The following is an 18,203-nucleotide window of genomic DNA, read 5'->3' as shown; positions in this document are numbered from 1 at the left end:
AATGGCTCCCACGAGCGATGGGACGAAAGTAGTACACGTCTCTACTTGACGGCCATCTTCCAGTCGTGACCTACTCGTCGTTATGGTGGGGGAATCGCAAATTCTATTGGTCGATGACGATCCTGATTTCGGGAAGGAGGCCGTGCGTCGGCTCGTGGCTGCGGAGCTCGACGCAACGTTTCATCAAGGGCCGCTCGGCACGCTGCAGGCCGTGCGGGCCTCGCGCTGCGAGCTCGTCGTGATCGACGTCAACATGCCGAAGGTCGACGGCTGCCTGCTCGTGCGGATGATTCGTGATGCCTTTGGCCTCGGCCGTACCCGCGTGATGCTCTGCTCCGACATGCGGCAGGACATGCTCGCCGCGCTCGCGAAGGCCTTGCAGGTGCCCTTCGTCACGAAGAGCGCGGGCTTCGACGTGCTCGTCGAGAGCGCCCGCGCGGCCCTTCAGGAGCCGCGTGTGCGCGGCGCCGACGCGGTCGAGCAGGTCGACCCCGCCCGCGTCGCCCCGAGTATCTCGGCCCCGGCGCGTCCCGTACCTCGCCTGGTGGGTCGACGTCGATCGCCGGCGCGCGGGCGCGCGTGACCGATGCCTCGCGGAGGCATCCCCGTCACGGCACGCCCGCGAGATGCCATCACTTCGCGGCCACGTCCGCCACGGTCAGGCTCGGATGGATCGGCCATTGATAGACGCTGACCTTCCCGTCTGCGGACGCGGATGCGACGTGCTTGCCGTCGGGGCTCGTGGCCACGCATTCGACGGCGCCCTTGCCCGAGCCGAGGGTGAGGTGCGTCTTGGCGCTACGGACTTGCCAGATACGCATCGTGCCGTCCTCCGAGCCGGAGACGAGCGCGCCGGAGATCCCCACGCCCGGGAGGAACGAAAGCGAACAGAGGCGCTTCGAATGCCCGGTGAGCGTGGATTTGAGCTCCCAGCCCCGCGTCGCCCAGAGCATCACGCTCCCGTCGCCGCGGCCCGCCGCGAGATAGCTGCCGTCCGGCGCGAATGCGACGGCGCGCACCGTCATGCCTTGGTCCCGCAGGACGTGGACGTTCCGCAGAGAAGCGTCCCATAACCGTACCGTGGACGACCGCGCGCCCGAGGCCCAGAGGCCGCTTTTCTCGTCGAACGCGAGGGCGCGAATCCCCTCCGTGTTCTCCTCCGCGGACTGCATGCACTCGCCGGTGGCCAATCGCCACAAGCTGATGCGCTTGACGGTCCCACACGCGGCGAGGATCCCGGCGCCTGGATCGACGGCCAGGGCGCGGATCGACGACGTATCGTGGGCAATGGTGTGCCGGACGATCCCGCGGGCCGCCTCGAACACCCGAATCTTGCCGTCCGTACACCCCACGGCGAGGAAGCCCGGGGCTGCGCCGAGACAAACCGGCCTTGCGAGCAATCGGCTCCACCAGCGTGGCCGCTTCGATGCGAGGTCGAAGCAAAGCACCTCGCCCATGGCGAAGGCCACGAAGACGGCGCCGCGATCGTCGAAGGCGATGCTGCGTGGCCAGCTCCCCGGCAAAGAGAGGGTGAGCAGGCCGCGCCGCGGGTCGTCGGAGACGTCGAGCCGCGGCGCATCGCCGCTTCGAGCTTCGTCCGGCGCCGAGCTCTTGCGCGGCTGGAAGAGATGGCCGACGCGGCCCGGATCGTACTTTCCCAGCGCCGGCGTGGGCGGAACTTCGAGCGGCTCCGTGGGGGCGTAGACGAGGTCCCGCGGCGCGGGCGGGTTCCACGTGCCGGGTTCTTGCCCGGGCTTGCTCTTCATCGCGGACGACAGCGCCTCCGCCATGGCCATCGCCGATTCGAAGCGCCCTTCCGGGGCGACCGAAAACGCCCGCGCCATCCATTCGTCGATCCTGATCGGCAGATCCGGCCGCTGCGCGCTGGGCGGCTCGAATTCGCCTCTTGCAATGGTCATCGCCATCGCAAACAACGTAGATCCCATGAACGGGAGCCTGCCCGTGAGCAGCTCGTAGGCGACGACGGCCATCGCCCAGAGATCCGTGCGGTGATCGACGCGCTTGGTATCGTCGAATTGCTCCGGGCTCATGTACGGGGGCGTCCCCATGGACGTGCCCGTCGACGTCAACCCGGAAGCCACGTCGAGCTGCTTGGCAATGCCGAAATCCAGCACCTTCACGAAGGGCTCGCCCTCGTCGTCGATCACGAACAGATTCTCGGGCTTGATGTCGCGATGAATGACGCCGAGCTTGTGGGCGGCGCCGACGCCACGCGCGGTTTGTCCGAACAGCCGCAGCACCTCTTCGCAGGGGAGCGGCCCGAGGCGCGAAAGGCGCTTGCGCAGCGTCTCGCCTTCGAGCAGCTCCATCACGATGTACGGCTGCCCGTTCGCCGTCGTCCCGTGATCGAACACCGTCGCCACGTAAGGGTTTTTGATCCTCGCAGCCGCCTGGGCCTCTCGTCGAAAGCGCAGCATGGCCTGCTCGTCGTTGGCGTACCCCGGCGTCATGAGCTTGACCGCGACCTGCGTGCCGAGCCCGAGGTTCTCCGCGGCCCATACCTCGCCCATCGCGCCCGCGCCCAGCTTGCGAACCAGTTTGATCGTCGGCGTGACGTGCTGTCCGGCGGTCATGCTCGGCATCGATGCGCATCCTAGCGCGGTTCCTTTCGGAACGGCTAGCCTCGTGGCATCCTCCGGTGACATGGACGACACGATGGAGACGGCCGAGGCAAGGCTTCACGCGCTTCATGAAGAGCTCACGCTCGTACGGGGCGCGCTCGGCGAACGCGAGCAGGAGCTCGGGTGCGTCCAGGCGTTCCACGACCTCACGCGTCGCGACACGATGCCCCTCGGTGAGCTGTTCCAGCGCATGGTGGACCTCGTCCCGCTGGCATTCCTCGAAGGCGAGCCAATCGCCGCCCGGGTGACCATTGCGGATCAGCGGTTCGTCACGCCGGGCTTCCGCGAGGCGGATGGGATCCATCCGACGAGCATCGTGGCCGGAGAGCAGGACGTCGGCGTGCTGGAGGTGCGCCGGGTGGGTGACTCCGCGGGCGAGGAATCATTTTCGCTGCAAAAGAGGCGGTTTCTCGCGCTCGTCGCGGATTGTTTCGGCGAAGTCGTTCAGCGCCGGTTCGCAGCGGATCAGCAGAAGCGGCTCGCGGAGGAGCTGGAGGCGGAGAGAGAGACGCTTCAGCGGGGGAACCACGAAGCCGAGGAGAGGCTTCATCTCATCGAAAGGATGCAGCAGGCCATTCTCGAGCTCTCCGTTCCGGTGCTGGAGATCTGGGATCGTGTGCTGCTCGTTCCGCTCGCCGGTCTTCTCGATTCTCGTCGGGCAGCGCAAGCCATGGACAGCGTGCTCGCAGCCATCAAGGACAGGCAACCCCGCTTCGTGTTGATGGACATCACCGGTGTGTTGGTGGTCGATACGGCCACCGCGGGCTACTTGTTGCAGATCGCGCAGGCGGCATCCTTGCTCGGCGCCCCCCTCCTTCTCACGGGTATCCGGCCGAACGTGGCGCAGACGATAGTGTCTCTGGGTCTCCACATCGGTGATGTCCGCACCTGTGCGAACGTGCGTGACGGCTTGCGAGAATGCATGCGGCGAATGGGTCGGCCATGACGCCCGCTCCGCGCGGCGTGGGCCTCACCCCACCGGCGCAAACATCTGGACGAGCCTCCGCCACGTCGAAAGCACGCGCCCGAGCCACGGCAAATCGAACACCGGCGAGACCACCGTGTACGTGGTCAATCGATCCATAAAAAGCCACGCGAGCGACGCGCCAAACGCGGCACGCAACACCTCGTCGTCGAGCCCCGGCGCGGCCATCTCGGCGTGGGCTCGCACGAGGGAAAACGTCTCCTCCGCGCTCACCTCCGGGGAAAGCGTCCAGCAAAGAAGCTCCGCGAGATCCCGCGTCCCGGGTCCGAGCGCCGAGAGCTCCCAATCGTAGAGGACGATCCCCGCGTCCGATTCCCCCCGCCGCAATGCAAGGTTCCGCGGATTGACGTCATTGTGCAGCAGCGTCGCCGGCACCACGGCGAGCGCCTCGGCCCAGCCGACGTCGTCGAGCAGGGGCGCCGCCGCCGCCGCGACATCCGCGTCGATCCGTGTCCGCGCGTGCGCGAAAAGCGCCTCCCAGAGCGGCACGAGCTCCGCCGCGCGTGTCCCCGCGGCCCGCGCCCAGGGCACCACGGACAGCGCCACGGCAGGACCTCGCAAGGACGCATGCAATCGTGCGAGCCCCTGAACCGCGCGCCGCACCGCATCGATCGGCCAGGGCTCGGTGACGGCGTCCAGCGCTTCCACCTGTTCGCCTGCGCGCAATCGTTCGAGGACCAACGGACTGCCGATCGCTTCGTCCGGCGAGGAAAAACAGCGCGCCCGCACGCGCGCGAGCGCTGCATGATCGAGCCCATAAAGCGCCCGCTCGCGGGTATGGGCGGCCGCGACGTCGAGCCAGTGCCCATGCGTCTCCAGCGCAGCCGCGAGTGCGGGGCTCGATGCACGCGCGACGCCGGTGCAAAGCGCGCGCAGCTCGTCGCCGCGGGCCGACGCTTTGAGGACGACGTCGAGCACGCGGCCGTCGTCGAGCGTCAACGCCGCCGGATAAACGCCGACGGGCCGATCACAGAATCCGCACGCGAGGCGGCTCAAGAGGCCGCTGCCCGTGATCGCAGGCATCACGCGTGCCGAGGTGACCTCATGTGATACGCCGTCGACGACGACCCGCCGAGGGGCCTCCGGGAGCGCGCGGGAGGCCGCGGTGGCGCGGGCGCCGCGCCGGGGCGGTGGCGGGAGCGCGGAGACCGCTTGCCATGCGGCGACGCGATCGTCGAGGAAAGCGGGATCCACCGGCTCGGCCCCGCGGAACGCAGGAGCGATCGATATCGGCACGCGCCGCGGCCGCTCGTATCGTCGCAACGTACCAGCGCGGAAAAACGGCCAGAGGCCTCGCAATCGCCCCCGCTGGTGAAGGCCGAGCCCTTCGACACGCGCGAGCCACGCTTCCCACGGAACCAACGCGACGTCGTACCCCGCGAGCGCGAGCCACGCGACCACCTCACGGAGCGAGCGCGACTCGTCGCCCACGTGAACGAGCGCCGGCCCCGCTTCGACGAGGTCCGCGAGCACCCGAGCGAGGTGATCCCGTGGACAAACCGAAAACGGCAAATCGAGGTCCGGGGCCGCGCCCGCCTCGACGCACGCGCGGAGCAAAATGGCCACCACGTCGTCCACGCTCGCCTCGCCGTCCCTCCCGCCGAGCACGAGCGAAGGCCGCACGATCGTGGCCGAGAGCCCTTCCTTTCGCGCGCGATCCACGAGGAGCTCGGCCACGGCCTTCGAGGACGCATACCCGAGCGGCAAACGCGGGAGCCGCGCGCGGAGGACCGACGTGGGTTCGTCGTCGTCGAGCACGTCCCCCGGCGCGGCTGCGCCGTCATGGCATACGATCTGCGACGAGACATGGACGAGCCGCGCCCCCGCGGCGGCGCAAAGCGCGATCACCTCCGCCGTCCCGGAGGCATTCGTGGGCGCGAGCGACGAATAAGGCAACACCCAGTTCACGGCCCCCGCCACGTGCACGACCACATCGAGCTCTCGGGCGAGCGCACGATAACGATCCTCCCCGAGCCCGAGGTGCGGCAAGGAGACGTCCCCGGCCAAACCCGAGGCCCCTTCCGCGCCTCTCGCCAGCACGAGAACGTGTTTGTCACGCCGCACGAGCTCGGCGACGACGGCGCGCCCGACGAACCCCGTCCCGCCGGTGACGAGAATCACGCCTCCGCCCGATCGACGTGGCTTCGCCCGCGGCAGAGGACGCTCCAAATCCTGGAGCCAGGGCGCATCGAGCGCATCCATTCCCTCGACGAGCGCTCGCAGGGACGGCGCGCGCCCCCAGAGGTCGAGCGAAATCGTGCGACCGAGCAGATCCCCGAGCGCCGCCGCGGCGTCCGCGGCCTTCAGCGAGTCGAGCGGCAATCGCGCGGGCGGAGCCTCCACATCGATCTCCGCGAGCGAGAGCCCCGTCACCTTCGCGAGCATGAAATGCGCCGCGGAGAGCGCGCTCCCCTCCCCTGGGCAAACGTCGGGCGCGGGCGGCGGGTGGACGGGCATTTCGATCTCGCCGGCGCGCAAAAGCGCCTCGGTCGCGCGCCGCTGGAGCTTGCCCGACGACGTCTTCGGCAGCGTATGTCTCGGGACGAGCGCGACGTCGACGAAGATCCCGTGCTCGAACGACACGGCGCGATGGACCGCGGCGATCACCGCGGCGCGATCGGCCTCGTCGAGCCGACCGTCGACCTCGCAAACGACGACGGGCCGCGGCTCTCCTCCCTCCGCGACGTCCTCGCGCAGCACGGCGCAGACGCAGCCCCGCCGGATCGCCGGATGCGCGCCCTCCGCCGTGCGCTCGACGTCGTGCGCGTGATGGTTCTCGCCGCGCACGATGAGCACGTCCTTTTGCCGGCCCACGATGAAGAGGCGAGCGCCGCGTCGATACCCGAGATCACCGGTGCGCAAGAACGGCCCCGCCTCGCCGTCCGGAGACGCGATCGTCCCGCCAAACACGGCGCGCGTCGTCTCCTCGTCCTGCCAGTACCCATCGGCGACGCTCCCGCTCTTCAGCCAGATCTCGCCGACACGCCCGTCCGGGAGCGGCCGCCGCGTCTCGGGCTCCACCACCCGCAACGTGACGAGTGGCGGAATTTCGCCCACGCAGACGACGTCGATCGCGCGCTCGTCGCCTGCCTCCTCGGCCTCGCCTCGCGCGAGCGCCGCGGCCGAGAGGCGCTCCACCGTGAAGGACGCGTGTGTGCGACAGGAAGCGAGCACGGTATGCTCGGCGAGCCCGTAACAGGGAAACCACGCTTTCGCCGAGAAGCGCGCCGGCGCGAATGCATCGGCGAACGCGGCGAGCGTGCTCGCGCGAATGGGCTCGGCGCCGCAATACGCCTGGGCCCAGCCGGAGAGATCGAGCGTCTCGCGTACGGCCGGATCGATCTTTCGCACGCAGAGGTCATAAGCAAAATTCGGCCCGCCGCTGCGCATCGCCCCGAATCGCTCGATGGCCCGGAGCCATCGCAGCGGTCGTTCCAGAAACACCCACGGCGGCATGAGCCACGCCGGCCAGCCGCCGTCGAGCGGGAGCAAGATGCCCTCGATGAGCCCCATGTCGTGAAATTGCGGGAGCCAGCTCACGGAGGCGCGTGGAATCGTGGGGGCGACGCCGTGAATGACGTGCAGGTTGTGCGAGAGGTTGCTCCGCAGCACGCGCACGCCCTTGGGCGCGGCCGTCGAGCCCGACGTGTATTGCAAAAACGCGAGGCCATTCTCGCGCGGCTCCTCGACGCGGCGGCCCGCGCGTGGGACCTCCGTCACGTCGATCCACGGCAAACACGCGAGCGCGGGCACGGCCTCGTCGAGAATGGGCCGATACGGCAAAATCACGGCCGTCGAGAGCACTCCCTCGGGCCCAGCATTCGCGACGAGGTGGCCGAGCCGCGCGAGGCTCCGCGCCGGCTTGTGGGGGTCGGGCGGGATCGCCGGCACCGCGACCCTCCCTGCGCGAAGGCAAGCGAGGAAAGCGACCACGAAATCGAGCCCCGGCGGGAAGAGCAGGAGCACCCGCGCGCCCTCCGGAAAACGCTCGACGAGGGCGGCGGCCACGTCATCGACGCGCGCGTCGAGCGCGGACACGGTGAACGAGGCCGAAATCTCCTCGCCGTCGTCGAGGAAACCGAGCGCGAGCTCGTCCCCCCGCGCCTCGGCGCGCCGGCGCAATTTCCGGGGCAAGAACGTGAATGCGTCGCTCACGCCGCCGCTCGCTCGGGGTTTGGCGCGGCGAGCGTGGCCTCGAACGCCTGGAAGATGCCGCGCACGTGGTCGGCGTGCTCGCGGGCCGTCTCGGGTCGCCAGTGGCTCGTGTCGATCTCGGGCAAGACGTGGACGATCACCTTCGTCCGCGTCATGACCCAGCTCTTTCCGGGGTTCTCGGTCCGCGGAATCTCGAGATACAGCGGCACCATCGGCGTCCCGAGCGCCGCCGCCATGTGAAACGCGCCCTTGTTGAACGGACCCACGCCGCCCGACGTCACGCGTGTCCCTTCCGGGCTCAAATACACGGCGTCGCCCGTCTTTCGGAGCACCTCGCACGCCGCCGCAAAGAGCTTGCGGCGTTTCTCGGTATACGCCTGCGGCACCGTGAAGAACGTGCCGACACACACGGCCACGAGCGCGCCCGGCGGGAACACCCACGCGCCGCGCTTCATGAAGAATCGCGCGCGCGGAAGGCGCAACGCGAGCAAAACGAAGAGGTCGATCGACGAGGTGTGGTTCGAGACGTACACGACGCGGCGCTCCGGCAGCGGAATCACGGGCGCACGCACCTCGACGGAGACGCCGGAGAGGCGAAGCACGACGGAAGCGGCCCAGGCCCCGAGGCCTTCCGCGGCGGCGCGCCGACCGAAAAAGAGACGCACGAGGACGAAGAGCGGCGAGAGCGCCGTGACGAAGAAAATGGTCAGGACGAGGGCGACGACGCCGCGAATACGCTTCAGGCTCACGGCGAGGCCCCCGACGCCGGCCGTTCGAGGACGATCGTCTGCATGGCCAGGTTGAGCTGTTTTTCAAAGAGCAAGACCGGCGAGAGCGCGAGCTGTCCCGCGAAATACGGGCCGATCGCCTTGCCCACGTCGAGCCCCTTGCCGCGCAGCACGTGGAACGCCGTACCCGCGAAGAGGTAGAAATACGCCGGGAAGGCGCCCCAGGGCAGGTGATCGACGATCGAAAGGCCGCTCTTCTCGCACAGCGCGCGGAGCGTTCGCCAGTCGAAGAGCACCGTGTGTTGCGGCGCCTGGAGCCCCGGCCAGCGGTCCTTGAAGAGCCGGAAGCTCGTCGAATCGAGGCGCGGCACCTCGATGACGACGCGCCCCCCGGGCGCGAGCAGGCTCCGCGCGCGCTCGAGGGTCCGGAGCGGCTCGTAATCGTGCTCCAGGAAATGCCACATCGTGATCAGATCGAAGCGGGCGTCGCCGAAATCGATGTCGGAGAGGAGGCCGAGGCGAAAGTCGACGCCTTCGAGCAGCGGGTTTCCTCGCAGATCCTTGAAATCGACCCCGGTCACGACGGCGCCGTGCTTCCGGCGGAGCATCTGGAGAAAACTGCCCACGGCGCAGCCGATGTCGAGCACGCGCATGCCGCGCCTCAGGGCGACGTACTGCCCGCAAATCTCGACCTTGCGGCGATCGTGTCCGTTCATGCCCCATTCATACAGAGGCGTGAACACGCCCCAATCCTTCTTCTTGCGGTGGGCGATGTACTCGGAATCGTAATACGCGCCGATGTCGTCCTGGAGGATCCGCGGGCGCTGATAGGCGAGGTCACACGAACGGCAACGCACGAATCGAAACCGGCCGGGTTTGCCGGTGAGATCGTCCTCGGCCTCGATCAGGAAATCAGCGTCGCGCCCGCCGCAACCAGGGCAGGCATTGTCTTCCATGCGGGGCTTCGTGTCGGGGATCGTCGCCTCGATCGTCATCGTCGTGTCCTTCAGGGAAAAACGCCGCCGTGAAGCAGCCAGAGCGCAGGTCCAGCGCAAAGACAAACCACGTCGACGAGGACCAGCGCCGGCGCGAGAGGGCCGCGGCGCGCGTCTTCGTCGTGCACGAGCTCGTAGGCGGCGACCACGCCGTACAGCGAGATCGCGCGGCCGAGCGCAACGAGAGGGGGCGTGTCCGGCAGGGCGAGCCCGAGGACGAGCGCGGGCACCTTGAGCAGGATCACATGGGCAAACAGGCCACGCAGGTGCGGCCACGCCACGCGCGCGGCGAAGGCGCCCTGGGACGCGAGGACGGCGCCGAGGAACGGCGCGATCGCGGCTCGGGTGAACCCGATCCAGGCCGCCGTGAACGCGAGCCCGATCAGCGCGAAGAGAAGGGGCTCGGTCGTGGAAACGCGGCGGCAAAGCACGCGCTCGGGGTGGTGTTTTCGATCGTGCGGAAGATCCGCGACGTCGTCCCACAAGCGAAACGCGACGATCGCGAAGAGCGCAGTCGTGGTCCGGGTCGAAAGCCTGCCGATCCCGCCCGCGAGCGCGATGAAGAGCGCGAGCGGCGCGAGCAGGTACCACGACGCGAGGACGCGCTCGCGAAACCACGTCACGGACCAATGACCGTCACGCGAGGCGAACATGCCCCGTGTCTCCATCGACGACGATGTCGCGCCCGTGGCTGATGCGCGCCGTGGCCTCGGGGACGCCGACGACCGAAGGAATGCCGAGCTCCCGCGCGAGGATCGATCCGTGCGAGAGCATGCCGCCACGCTCGAGGACGAGGCCCTTCACCAGGAAAAACAGCGGCGCCCAGCCGGGATCCGTCTGCCGCGCCACGAGCACGTCGCCGGGCGCGAGCTTCGCCGCATCAGCGAGGCCCCCGAGCACCGCGGCGCGCCCCGAAACACGGCCTCCGCTCGCCGGAACGCCGCACAAGACGCCGTCGTCGGTCGAGAGCACGGGCGCGGGTGCGGCAGACGTTTCGAGCGCGGAAGGCACGACGAACGCGCCCGCCGCGAGCGTGAAGACGTCGGGCAGATCGAGCGCGGAGAGCGCGGCATGTTCAGCGCGGCGCGACGCGACGAGGGCGCGCACATCCCCCGGAGAGCCGCGGCCCGCTGCGAGATCCGCGAGCTCGTCGAACCGAAGGAAAAACACGTCGTCCTCAACGTCCGTGGTGCCTGCTCGGGCGAGCTGACGGCCGAGGGCGAGCGCGACGCCGCGCAGGCGCGTGTACAGCAAGGCCTGCCGGAATCGCGCGCGCTCGCGGAGCTGCACGGACGTCTGCGTCGCGAGCACGAGCGCATCGAAGAGTGGTCGCAAGGCGCGACGAGCCCCTCCCCCAAGCCGCTCGCGAAGCCGCGCCGTCTCGCGCTCCCGCTCGGCGCGCTGGCGCTCGAACGCGCGCGCGGGGCTCTCGATGCTTTGATCTCCAACGGCTTCCACGTACCGCGTCAGCAGCGGCAAGAGGCGATCGGGCTCCTCCGCGAGGGAAGGCTCGGTGAGCAAGAGCTCTCCCGAGCCGCGGAAACCGAAGCGATCGAGCCACGCATCGACGTGCGCGCCGAGCTCCGGGCCGAGCGCGCCACGAAACACGGCAAAGCTCCCTCCGCACGCGGCGAGCGCCTCGCGCGCGGGTGCGCCCGCGCGAACCACGACCGCGAGATCCCAGAGCGCGCGAAGCGACCACGCGCCGGCGACGTCGAGCCCCTTGAGCAGCGCATGATGCCGCGCCGCGGGATCGTCCGCGCCATGCCCGCTCGCGCCCGCGTCGTCGCGCTCGATCACGCGAAGCAGCGCTTGCAGCGCGCGGTACGTGACGGCCGCCGCGCAATCAGCAAGCGAGGCATCGACCCAGCGACGCAGCCGCACGTCGAGGATCGCTTCGAGCCCCTCGGCGAGCGTGCGCGCGGGCATCGCCCGGACCTCGCGCGGAGGAAAACGCGACGCAACGTCGTCCACGGCGCGCTCGAAGCGGGCCACGCGCGCCGGCAGATCACGATACGCCCGCGTCACATGCGTGATCACGCGGCCGAGCGCCGTGATCTCGTCGGTCACGCGCCGCCCCTCGGGCGAGGAGGCGCCCGCGCCGACGAAGACGTCGAAGCTGTCCACGAGCCAGTCGCCGAACGGCATGAGCCGGAGGACGGCGTGGATGTGCGAGAGGTTGTAGTAGAGCCGCGCGCCGTGCGCGTCGACGATGCCCCGGAACGCCTCGTCGTGGGCCGCGATGCGCGCTTCCTCGATCCCGAACTCGCGCGCCAGGTTGCGGAAATACGCGTCGTATCCCGCGCGGGCGAACGAGACGAGCAGCGGCGTCACCGGCGCCGGGAAGTTCTCGCTGATGTTCGCGTTCGACCACAAGAACGTGCGCCGATCCGTCACGGGCCGCGCCTGCACGATCCAGAGCTTGCCCTCGGGATCGACAGCCCACTCGATGTCGAGCGAGAGCCCGCGCCGCCGTTCGAGCGTGGTCGCGTGCGCCGCGAGCTCGCGCGCGGCCTGGTCCGTCAGGGGAAACGGGCTCCCGTCCTCGGGCAAACGCTCGACGTGTACGACACGCCGCGCGCCCTCGGTGGCCCGGCGATCGAGGCGGAAGGCGCCGGGCGTGATCGCGCCGTCGACGAGCGCTTGGCCGTGCCCGCGGCAAAACTCGCCGCGCAGCATGACGCCGTCGGTGAAGAGGACGCCGGCCGCCGCGCTGGGAACGAGCCGCTGCACGACGACCGCGACGCCCTGCAAACGCACGTTCCGCGCCTCCTCGTACGCACGCACGCGCGCCGCCGCGCGCGACGCCACGCAGCGCCGCACGGCCTCGACGAGCGCCGCGGGATCCGCGCCGTCGACCGGAAAGATCGATTCGAGCAGGCCCGCGAAGGCCGCCGTCGTCCCGTCCTCGCCGACGGCCGAGCTCCGCACGATGAGCGGGCCGCCGCCGAGCCTCCGGCGCACCTCGTCGAGCGCCTCCACGCAGCGCGCCGGCATGGGTTTGCCCTCGTCCGTCAGCGCCTCGGAGAACGCCGTCGTCAGGATCACGCCCTCGGGCACGGGCGCCCCCACGCCGCGGAGCTCCTGCAGCGATCGCCCCTTCCCGCCGACGAGCGCGACGTCGTCGACGGCGTCGAACCCCCGCACGAACGGCGGCTTCCGAAGAACCGCCCCGATGCCCCCGCGCCCCCTCATCCTGCCCTCTTCTTCACCCCGAGCACCCACAAAAGAACGCTGAAAAGTCCGTGGATCGGCGGCCCGATCAGGAGGCAGAAGAACGCCGTCCTCCAGGATAGTTCGACCACCAACGATGCGCCGACGAGCGCGCCCACGACCGAGTCGAGCCGATCGGCCACGGCCGAGATCACGCGCCCGACGCGGTGCTTCGGCGGCGCCCCCGGCTCGACGTCGAGCTGACGTTTCACGAACGAGTTCGGCAGCTCCCCGAGCATCAACCCGAGCGCCGCGACCGCGCCGAGCAGGAGGAGCCCGGGCAAGGACACGGGCCACACGCCGAGGCCGAGGCGCTGGGCCGCGGTCCCGAGGCCGGCCATGGCGAGCGCGGTCGCGGGCACGATGACCACGAAGCCGCGCGTGGTCTTGTTGTCGCCGAAGATGCGTCGCCCCCGGAGCGTGCGCCCTCCGTCGAGCGGACGCGTGAAGCGCTTCGAGAGCGGGTGCGCGAACCACGCGGACTGGCAAGCGCCGCCAACGACGAAGCTCCCGACGAGGAGCCCGGCACAAGCAAGCGGAGAGAGCGCCACGGGCTCCACGGGCCTAGATCGAGAGGCCGGAGGTCTTCCGGTTCTTGAAGAGAAAGACCTCGGCCGGGACGGCCTTGGCGGCGCGAATCCAGGCCCACGCGGGCGCCTCGTTCGGCGGCGTCCACGGGATTTCCCGAAGGCGCGGGCCCGGCACGAAAGGAAAGACGTGATGCAATTCGTGCGCGTCGAACCCTGTCAGAACGAACGTCGACAAGAATCGAGAAAACCGGAGCGAACGCGTGTACGGCGCCTGCTCGGGCGCGGGGATCGGCGCGACGTCGGCCCCCTGCGAGAGCTCCAGCGGGATGTGCGTGTGCTGGCTCAACATGATCACATCCATCCACGCGAACCCGAGAAAAAGCCCGAGCCCGAAGAGCCGCAGCAGGGCCGCGGGTCCGATGAATACGAAGGCGGCGGCATAAAGCGCGAGCAGGGCGATCGCATTGACGACGAAGGCGCGGCGCGCGCGGGAATCGGGAAAGAGGCGGAAGAGGCGCGGCAGGTGCCAGAAGCTCTGCGCCCGGTAGAGGAACGAGAACAGCGGGATCCAGGCCCGCCAGGCGATATTGATGGCGGCGCGCTCGAAGGCGCCGAGCGGGCGCGGGACGAGCGAGGAGGTCGTGGGATCCTTGTCCTGGAAGCCGGTCCATTTGTGGTGCATGCGGTGGATGGCTTTCCAGCTCGCATAGGGGAGGACCGAGATCACCGAGGCGAGGTGGCCGGCGAGGGTATTCAGGCCCCGCGTCGCGAAGAGCGTGTGGTGCCCGGCCTCGTGCAGCAGGGAAAACCATTTCGCGAAGGAGACGGCGAACACGAGCTGCCCCGCGAACCACGCGGCCCAGGACGAACGCGAGGACAGCCAGATCCCCGCGGCCGTGAGGGACACCGCGACGAACGTGTGCAGCGCGCCCTCGGCGTCCCGCGGCCGGAGAATCGACACGGCCGCGTCGCGCGGGGACGGGGGGCGGGCGGAGGGAGGACCTTGGGGAGCCATACCGCCGGGGATTCGTCAGAACCTGCCGACGAGCGACAAACCTTTTTTCTCGCGGTCGATCATCGGTACGACCCCGAAGGAATCGATGAAGCCTGCGGTCTTCTCTTTCGATTTCGAGGGAGGATCCTCGTAGCTCAGCACGGCGACATCGACGATGGGCCAGCCCACGACCGCGAGGAGGGCCACGCCGAAGAACATATCGGCCGATGAGGCCACGTTGATGAGCGCCGAGCTGAGGATCGGCAGGCCCGCGTTCATCCCGAGGCTGATGAATCCACGCCCCGTATTTCCGTGCACCCAGTGCACGATCGGCGAGGTGAAGCAATGCCCGAGGGCGCCGACGACGATCAGGCCATAGAGGTCATGATCCAGGACGCCCACCACGGCGAGCCCGTGCGAAGGGATGATTCCAAGGAGCGATTGCCAGCCGTACCACGTCCGTTCGTTCGTCTCGCTCGACTTCGGCGCCTCCTCTTCGAGCCGCCAGCCGGGATACGGCCCATACGCCGGCGGAGGCGCGCGCCACGCCCACGGAGGAGGGCGCTGGGCGCCCGGAGGCACAGGCGGCGCGACGAGAGGTGCAGGAGCGGGAGCGGGAGCGGGAGCGGCCTCGGGAGCGGCCTCGGGAGCGGCAGCGGGAGCGGCAGCCGGGGGCGCCGGCGGGGGGCTCGGCAGGGGCGCGACGTTCGTCGTGGCGGGCGGCGCGGGCGGCGGCGAAACCGGAGGCGCCGCGAGCGCGGCGGAGGCGCCGAGGGCAACGAACGAGGCAAAAGCAAGCGGCAAGAAGACACGCGGCGGCATCGATGGCTCCGGTCCGTCGGGCAGCACGCTTCGACGGAATACGCGGACATCCTATCACCTCACGTGTACTTCACGCTCACGATCTCCATCTCCATGTCGCCCGCCGGACGACGCACGGTCACCACGTCGCCCGGCGTCTTGCCGAGCAGCGCACGGCCCACCGGCGACTTCCAGCTGATGCGCCCCGCCTTGCTGTCGATCTCGTCCTCGCCGACGATCCGATAGGTGTGCCGCTTGCCGTCCTCGTCCTCGACCTCGACGGCGGCGCCGAAGAAGACCTTGTCCCCCTTCTGCTCCTTCGGATCCACGACGACCGCGCTCTCGAGCCGCTTCGTGAGGTAATGCATGCGGCGGTCGATCTCGCGCAGCTTCCTCTTGCCGTAGATGTACTCGGCGTTCTCGCTCCGATCGCCCTGCGCAGCCGCGTCCGCGACCTCCTGGACGATCCGCGGCCGGTCCACCGAGCGTAGTCGCCCGAGCTCCTCCGAGAGCCGGCGCGCCCCCTCGGGCGTGATGTAGTTCGGGTTCGGCACGGCCGCGACCTTAGCAGGCTCAGGGCCGCGTCGCTTCGACGATCCAGGAGACGAGAGGCAACGTCGCCATCGACGCGAGCGACGCGAGCGTGCAGACCGCCGCCGCGAGCGGACGATCACACCCCGTGAGCGCGACGATGATCACGCTCGCGAGCGCGGAAGGCATCGCCGCCTGGAGAACAGCGACGGTCGCGATCGGCTCGGGCACCGAGAAGACACGGACGCAGAGGAGCGCGACGGCCGGCGCGAAGAGGAGTTTCACGAGGCAGATCGCGATCGCCGGCGCGACGCGGCCCGAGAGCGCGCGCACGTCGAGCGAGAGGCCGAGCGAGAGGAACACGAGGTACGTCGTGGTTCGCCCGAGCCCTTCGAGGGTGGTGAGCAAGAACGGCGGAATCGGCAGGTGGAGCGCGTGCGCAAGCGCGCCGAGCGGGACGGCGAGGACGAGAGGCTTCTTGAAGATGCGAAGCGCGGCCTTCACGTCGAACGCCTTGCCGCTGCCGAAGCGCTCGGCGTAGGCCTGGCCGAGCGTCCAGAGCAGGATCGTGGTGATGACGAGGTCGATCATCATCGCCGCCGAGCTCGCGGCCGCGTCGCCCGGGAAGAGCGTGAGCAGGAGCGGCAAACCGAGGAACCCCGTGTTGCTGAAGGACGCGACGATCCCCGCGCTGCCGACCGCGCGAGCGTCGAGGCCAAACGCCCGGGCCACGGCGGCGCCCACGCCGAGCGCGGCGAGGAGCGCCGTCGCGGACCACGGCAGCACGCGCGCCGCGCCCCACGCCATGCCGCCGCGCGCGAGCACGGCGAAGAGGAGCGCGGGCATCGTGACGTCGACGACGAGCCCATTCAGCACGTCGGCCTCGCGCGCGCCGAGGCCTCGCACGCGCGCGAGCACGAAGCCGAGGGCGAGCACGAGCGAGAGCCCGCCGAGGAGCGGCCCGAGCGCCTGCGTCATCGCGCGGCGGGCGGGACCTTCCCGCACTCCGCCAGGAACTCACGGGCGGCCACGTCGCTCGGGCGCGCCGCGCCCTTCTCGTCCTTTCGCGGGTCCCACCCCGTGAGCGCGGCGAGCGCGGCCATCGCACCTTCCAGATCTCGCTGCCAGCCGTCGGAGGGCCCCTCCGACCTCGGCGCGCCGAGCATCCCGAGCAGCGACGGCACGAGCGATCGCGCCCCGGCGCGGCCCGCGAGCTCCAGGTAGGCGCTGCGCACCCACCACGCATCCGGCTCCGCGGACTCGACCATCGCTGCGAGGAACCGCTCCTCGAAGAGCCTGAGCACGTCCTCCGACGCCGGCTCGCCTTGCCACGGCAGTTTGTCCACGAGCTGCCGGACCTCCGCGTCGGCGCGCAGGAGCGGCAGGTACTGGTTCTGGCCGCGGCTGTTGATCGAGTCCGAGTATTTCTTCTCGATCGATCGCCCCGCCGCGTCCTCGATGCGCACGAGCACGTGCACGGTCGACGAGGAGCCGAACGTCGAGTACCCGCTCGGCTCCGGCTTCGGAAGGACCTCGCGCAGCGTGGTCCGGAGCGCGGCGCGCACGAACGGCATGCGCGCGTGGACGGCGTCGGTCGGGATCTTCCCGCGCAGCACCTCGAGCGGCGGCGTCTTCGGGTTGTTGCTGAACCGCGACGGCTCGCGGATCCCGATCACGTCGTACGCCGCGTCCGCGGGATCCGAGCGGGAGATCTGCACGATCTCGAGGCGCGTTCCATGCCCGGCGCCTCGCTCGTACACGAGCTTCGCAAGGGGCTGATCGAGCCCGTCACATCCGAACGAGACGTCGAGCGTGCTGCCGGGCCGCGTGGGCTTGAACTGCGCTCGCATGTCGGTCGCGATCGAGCTCTCGGCCGCCGGCTCCTTCGGGCGACACGCGAGCGGCGTGGGCTCCGTCGCGGGCTTCGGCGTCGCCGAGACCGGCGGGAAAGGCCCGCCCTTCGCGCACCGGCTCGGCTTCTGCGACTCGGGCGCCTTGGGAATCTCGTCACCCCCGACGTCGCCCCCGCCCTTCGCCTCGTCTCGAGGGCCCGCCGTCGTGGCCACGGTGTTCGCCCCACCGGTGTTGTCCGACGACCCGCCGCACGCCGCGATCCCGAGGACCAGCACGACACCCGCATGTCTCACGTGCCGCATGGGAGGTGCGTATCACGCCGCTCCGCTCCCGCACAAACGCAGCTTCGGGCTCAGTCCGAAGCAGGCGGCTGCGGGCCCGGGACGATGCCGGCGATGTCCGGATCTTCCCCCGGCGCGTTCGTGCCGCGCGCGTCCTTTTCCTTGCGACGCTCGAGCTTGTTCGCGGACTTCTCGCGCTGCTTTTCCTGGCGCGCGCGTTCCTTCTGGCGCTTCAGCGCTCCCTGCCTCTGCATACGGACATGCCTTTCGCTTGAGGTTCTGCGCGTCCCGAAGGACGTGGCTGAGAAGATGGGAAGGAAAGACGAATCGGCGCGGCGGTGCCTTTCGGCAAACCCGCCGCGCCGCTTCCGACCGACGTGCGCCGATCAGTAACGATCGCGCCCGCCGCCGCCACGGCCGCCGCGGCCACCGCCGCCGCCGCCGTAGCCGCCACCACCGCCACGGCCGCCGCCGCCGCCGAAGCCGCCGCCGCC

At 69.9% G+C, this 18,203-nt stretch carries 15 protein-coding genes; 2 read left to right on the top strand and 13 right to left on the bottom strand.

The window, feature by feature from the left end:
- The first annotated feature begins 82 nt into the window (after nt 1–82).
- The gene (locus QHF85_RS31320) at nt 83–583 is read left to right on the top strand and encodes a response regulator (RefSeq protein ID WP_281331042.1); all 501 of its coding nucleotides are present in this window, start codon (nt 83–85) and stop codon (nt 581–583) included.
- Nucleotides 584–632: 49 nt separating this feature from the next.
- On the opposite strand, the gene QHF85_RS31315 is transcribed toward QHF85_RS31320, so the two are convergent.
- Nucleotides 633–2,603, bottom strand: a complete 1,971-nt coding sequence (locus QHF85_RS31315) for a serine/threonine-protein kinase (RefSeq protein ID WP_281331041.1) — start codon at nt 2,601–2,603, stop codon at nt 633–635.
- Between QHF85_RS31315 and QHF85_RS31310 the strand changes: the two genes are divergently transcribed.
- A complete protein-coding gene (locus QHF85_RS31310; protein ID WP_281331040.1) occupies nt 2,593–3,588 on the top strand; it encodes an STAS domain-containing protein in 996 nt (331 codons plus the stop codon). The genes QHF85_RS31315 and QHF85_RS31310 overlap by 11 nt on opposite strands.
- Nucleotides 3,589–3,612: 24 nt before the next feature.
- Here QHF85_RS31310 and QHF85_RS31305 read toward each other — a convergent pair whose 3' ends face one another.
- The 12 genes from QHF85_RS31305 to QHF85_RS31250 all read right to left on the bottom strand — a co-directional run bounded on the left by QHF85_RS31305 (nt 3,613) and on the right by QHF85_RS31250 (nt 17,963).
- Nucleotides 3,613–7,782 carry an AMP-binding protein gene (locus tag QHF85_RS31305; protein WP_281331039.1) on the bottom strand — a complete coding sequence of 1,390 codons (4,170 nt, stop codon included), beginning with the start codon at nt 7,780–7,782 and terminating at the stop codon, nt 3,613–3,615.
- Complete coding sequence (locus QHF85_RS31300; RefSeq protein WP_281331038.1) at nt 7,779–8,531, bottom strand: lysophospholipid acyltransferase family protein; 753 nt, start codon at nt 8,529–8,531, stop codon at nt 7,779–7,781. Before QHF85_RS31300 ends, QHF85_RS31305 begins: the two co-directional genes overlap by 4 nt.
- The gene (locus QHF85_RS31295; RefSeq protein WP_281331037.1) at nt 8,528–9,505 is read right to left on the bottom strand and encodes a class I SAM-dependent methyltransferase; all 978 of its coding nucleotides are present in this window, start codon (nt 9,503–9,505) and stop codon (nt 8,528–8,530) included. Before QHF85_RS31295 ends, QHF85_RS31300 begins: the two co-directional genes overlap by 4 nt.
- Before the next feature lie 11 nt (nt 9,506–9,516).
- Nucleotides 9,517–10,158 carry a hypothetical protein gene (locus QHF85_RS31290; RefSeq protein ID WP_281331036.1) on the bottom strand — a complete coding sequence of 214 codons (642 nt, stop codon included), beginning with the start codon at nt 10,156–10,158 and terminating at the stop codon, nt 9,517–9,519.
- Nucleotides 10,142–12,700, bottom strand: a complete 2,559-nt coding sequence (locus QHF85_RS31285) for a PEP/pyruvate-binding domain-containing protein (protein ID WP_281331035.1) — start codon at nt 12,698–12,700, stop codon at nt 10,142–10,144. The genes QHF85_RS31290 and QHF85_RS31285 overlap by 17 nt, the downstream gene beginning before the upstream one ends.
- The gene (locus QHF85_RS31280) at nt 12,697–13,269 is read right to left on the bottom strand and encodes a CDP-archaeol synthase (protein ID WP_281331034.1); all 573 of its coding nucleotides are present in this window, start codon (nt 13,267–13,269) and stop codon (nt 12,697–12,699) included. The genes QHF85_RS31285 and QHF85_RS31280 overlap by 4 nt, the downstream gene beginning before the upstream one ends.
- 13 nt (nt 13,270–13,282) lie before the next feature.
- Complete coding sequence (locus tag QHF85_RS31275; protein ID WP_281331033.1) at nt 13,283–14,209, bottom strand: fatty acid desaturase; 927 nt, start codon at nt 14,207–14,209, stop codon at nt 13,283–13,285.
- 69 nt (nt 14,210–14,278) lie between these two features.
- Nucleotides 14,279–15,064 carry a hypothetical protein gene (locus tag QHF85_RS31270; RefSeq protein WP_281331032.1) on the bottom strand — a complete coding sequence of 262 codons (786 nt, stop codon included), beginning with the start codon at nt 15,062–15,064 and terminating at the stop codon, nt 14,279–14,281.
- Nucleotides 15,065–15,123: 59 nt separating this feature from the next.
- The gene (gene greB / locus QHF85_RS31265; RefSeq protein WP_281331031.1) at nt 15,124–15,597 is read right to left on the bottom strand and encodes a transcription elongation factor GreB; all 474 of its coding nucleotides are present in this window, start codon (nt 15,595–15,597) and stop codon (nt 15,124–15,126) included.
- Nucleotides 15,598–15,616: 19 nt separating this feature from the next.
- Nucleotides 15,617–16,579 (bottom strand): AEC family transporter, encoded by a 963-nt coding sequence (locus tag QHF85_RS31260; protein WP_281331030.1) that lies wholly within the window; start codon nt 16,577–16,579, stop codon nt 15,617–15,619.
- Nucleotides 16,549–17,730 (bottom strand): hypothetical protein, encoded by a 1,182-nt coding sequence (locus QHF85_RS31255; RefSeq protein ID WP_281331029.1) that lies wholly within the window; start codon nt 17,728–17,730, stop codon nt 16,549–16,551. Before QHF85_RS31255 ends, QHF85_RS31260 begins: the two co-directional genes overlap by 31 nt.
- A 50-nt stretch (nt 17,731–17,780) precedes the next feature.
- Nucleotides 17,781–17,963 (bottom strand): hypothetical protein, encoded by a 183-nt coding sequence (locus tag QHF85_RS31250; RefSeq protein ID WP_281331028.1) that lies wholly within the window; start codon nt 17,961–17,963, stop codon nt 17,781–17,783.
- Nucleotides 17,964–18,203 lie beyond the last annotated feature (240 nt).

The sequence above is a fragment of the Polyangium sp. 6x1 genome (assembly GCF_029946515.1).
In the GTDB taxonomy this organism is placed as follows: Bacteria; Myxococcota_A; Polyangia; order Polyangiales; family Polyangiaceae; genus Polyangium.
The sequence above is the reverse complement of the archived record's forward strand: the minus strand, read 5'-3'. Positions and strand labels throughout refer to the sequence as shown.

Bases quoted from the DNA above. Each gene is read 5' to 3' on its own strand.
- QHF85_RS31320 (WP_281331042.1), top strand. From the start codon at position 83: ATGGTGGGGGAATCGCAAATTCTATTGGTCGATGACGATCCTGATTTC.
- QHF85_RS31310 (WP_281331040.1), top strand. From the start codon at position 2,593: ATGCTCGGCATCGATGCGCATCCTAGCGCGGTTCCTTTCGGAACGGCT.
- QHF85_RS31315 (WP_281331041.1), bottom strand. From the start codon at position 2,603: ATGCCGAGCATGACCGCCGGACAGCACGTCACGCCGACGATCAAACTG.
- QHF85_RS31295 (WP_281331037.1), bottom strand. From the start codon at position 9,505: ATGACGATCGAGGCGACGATCCCCGACACGAAGCCCCGCATGGAAGAC.
- QHF85_RS31290 (WP_281331036.1), bottom strand. From the start codon at position 10,158: ATGTTCGCCTCGCGTGACGGTCATTGGTCCGTGACGTGGTTTCGCGAG.
- QHF85_RS31285 (WP_281331035.1), bottom strand. From the start codon at position 12,700: ATGAGGGGGCGCGGGGGCATCGGGGCGGTTCTTCGGAAGCCGCCGTTC.
- QHF85_RS31270 (WP_281331032.1), bottom strand. From the start codon at position 15,064: ATGCCGCCGCGTGTCTTCTTGCCGCTTGCTTTTGCCTCGTTCGTTGCC.
- QHF85_RS31255 (WP_281331029.1), bottom strand. From the start codon at position 17,730: ATGCGGCACGTGAGACATGCGGGTGTCGTGCTGGTCCTCGGGATCGCG.
- QHF85_RS31250 (WP_281331028.1), bottom strand. From the start codon at position 17,963: ATGCAGAGGCAGGGAGCGCTGAAGCGCCAGAAGGAACGCGCGCGCCAG.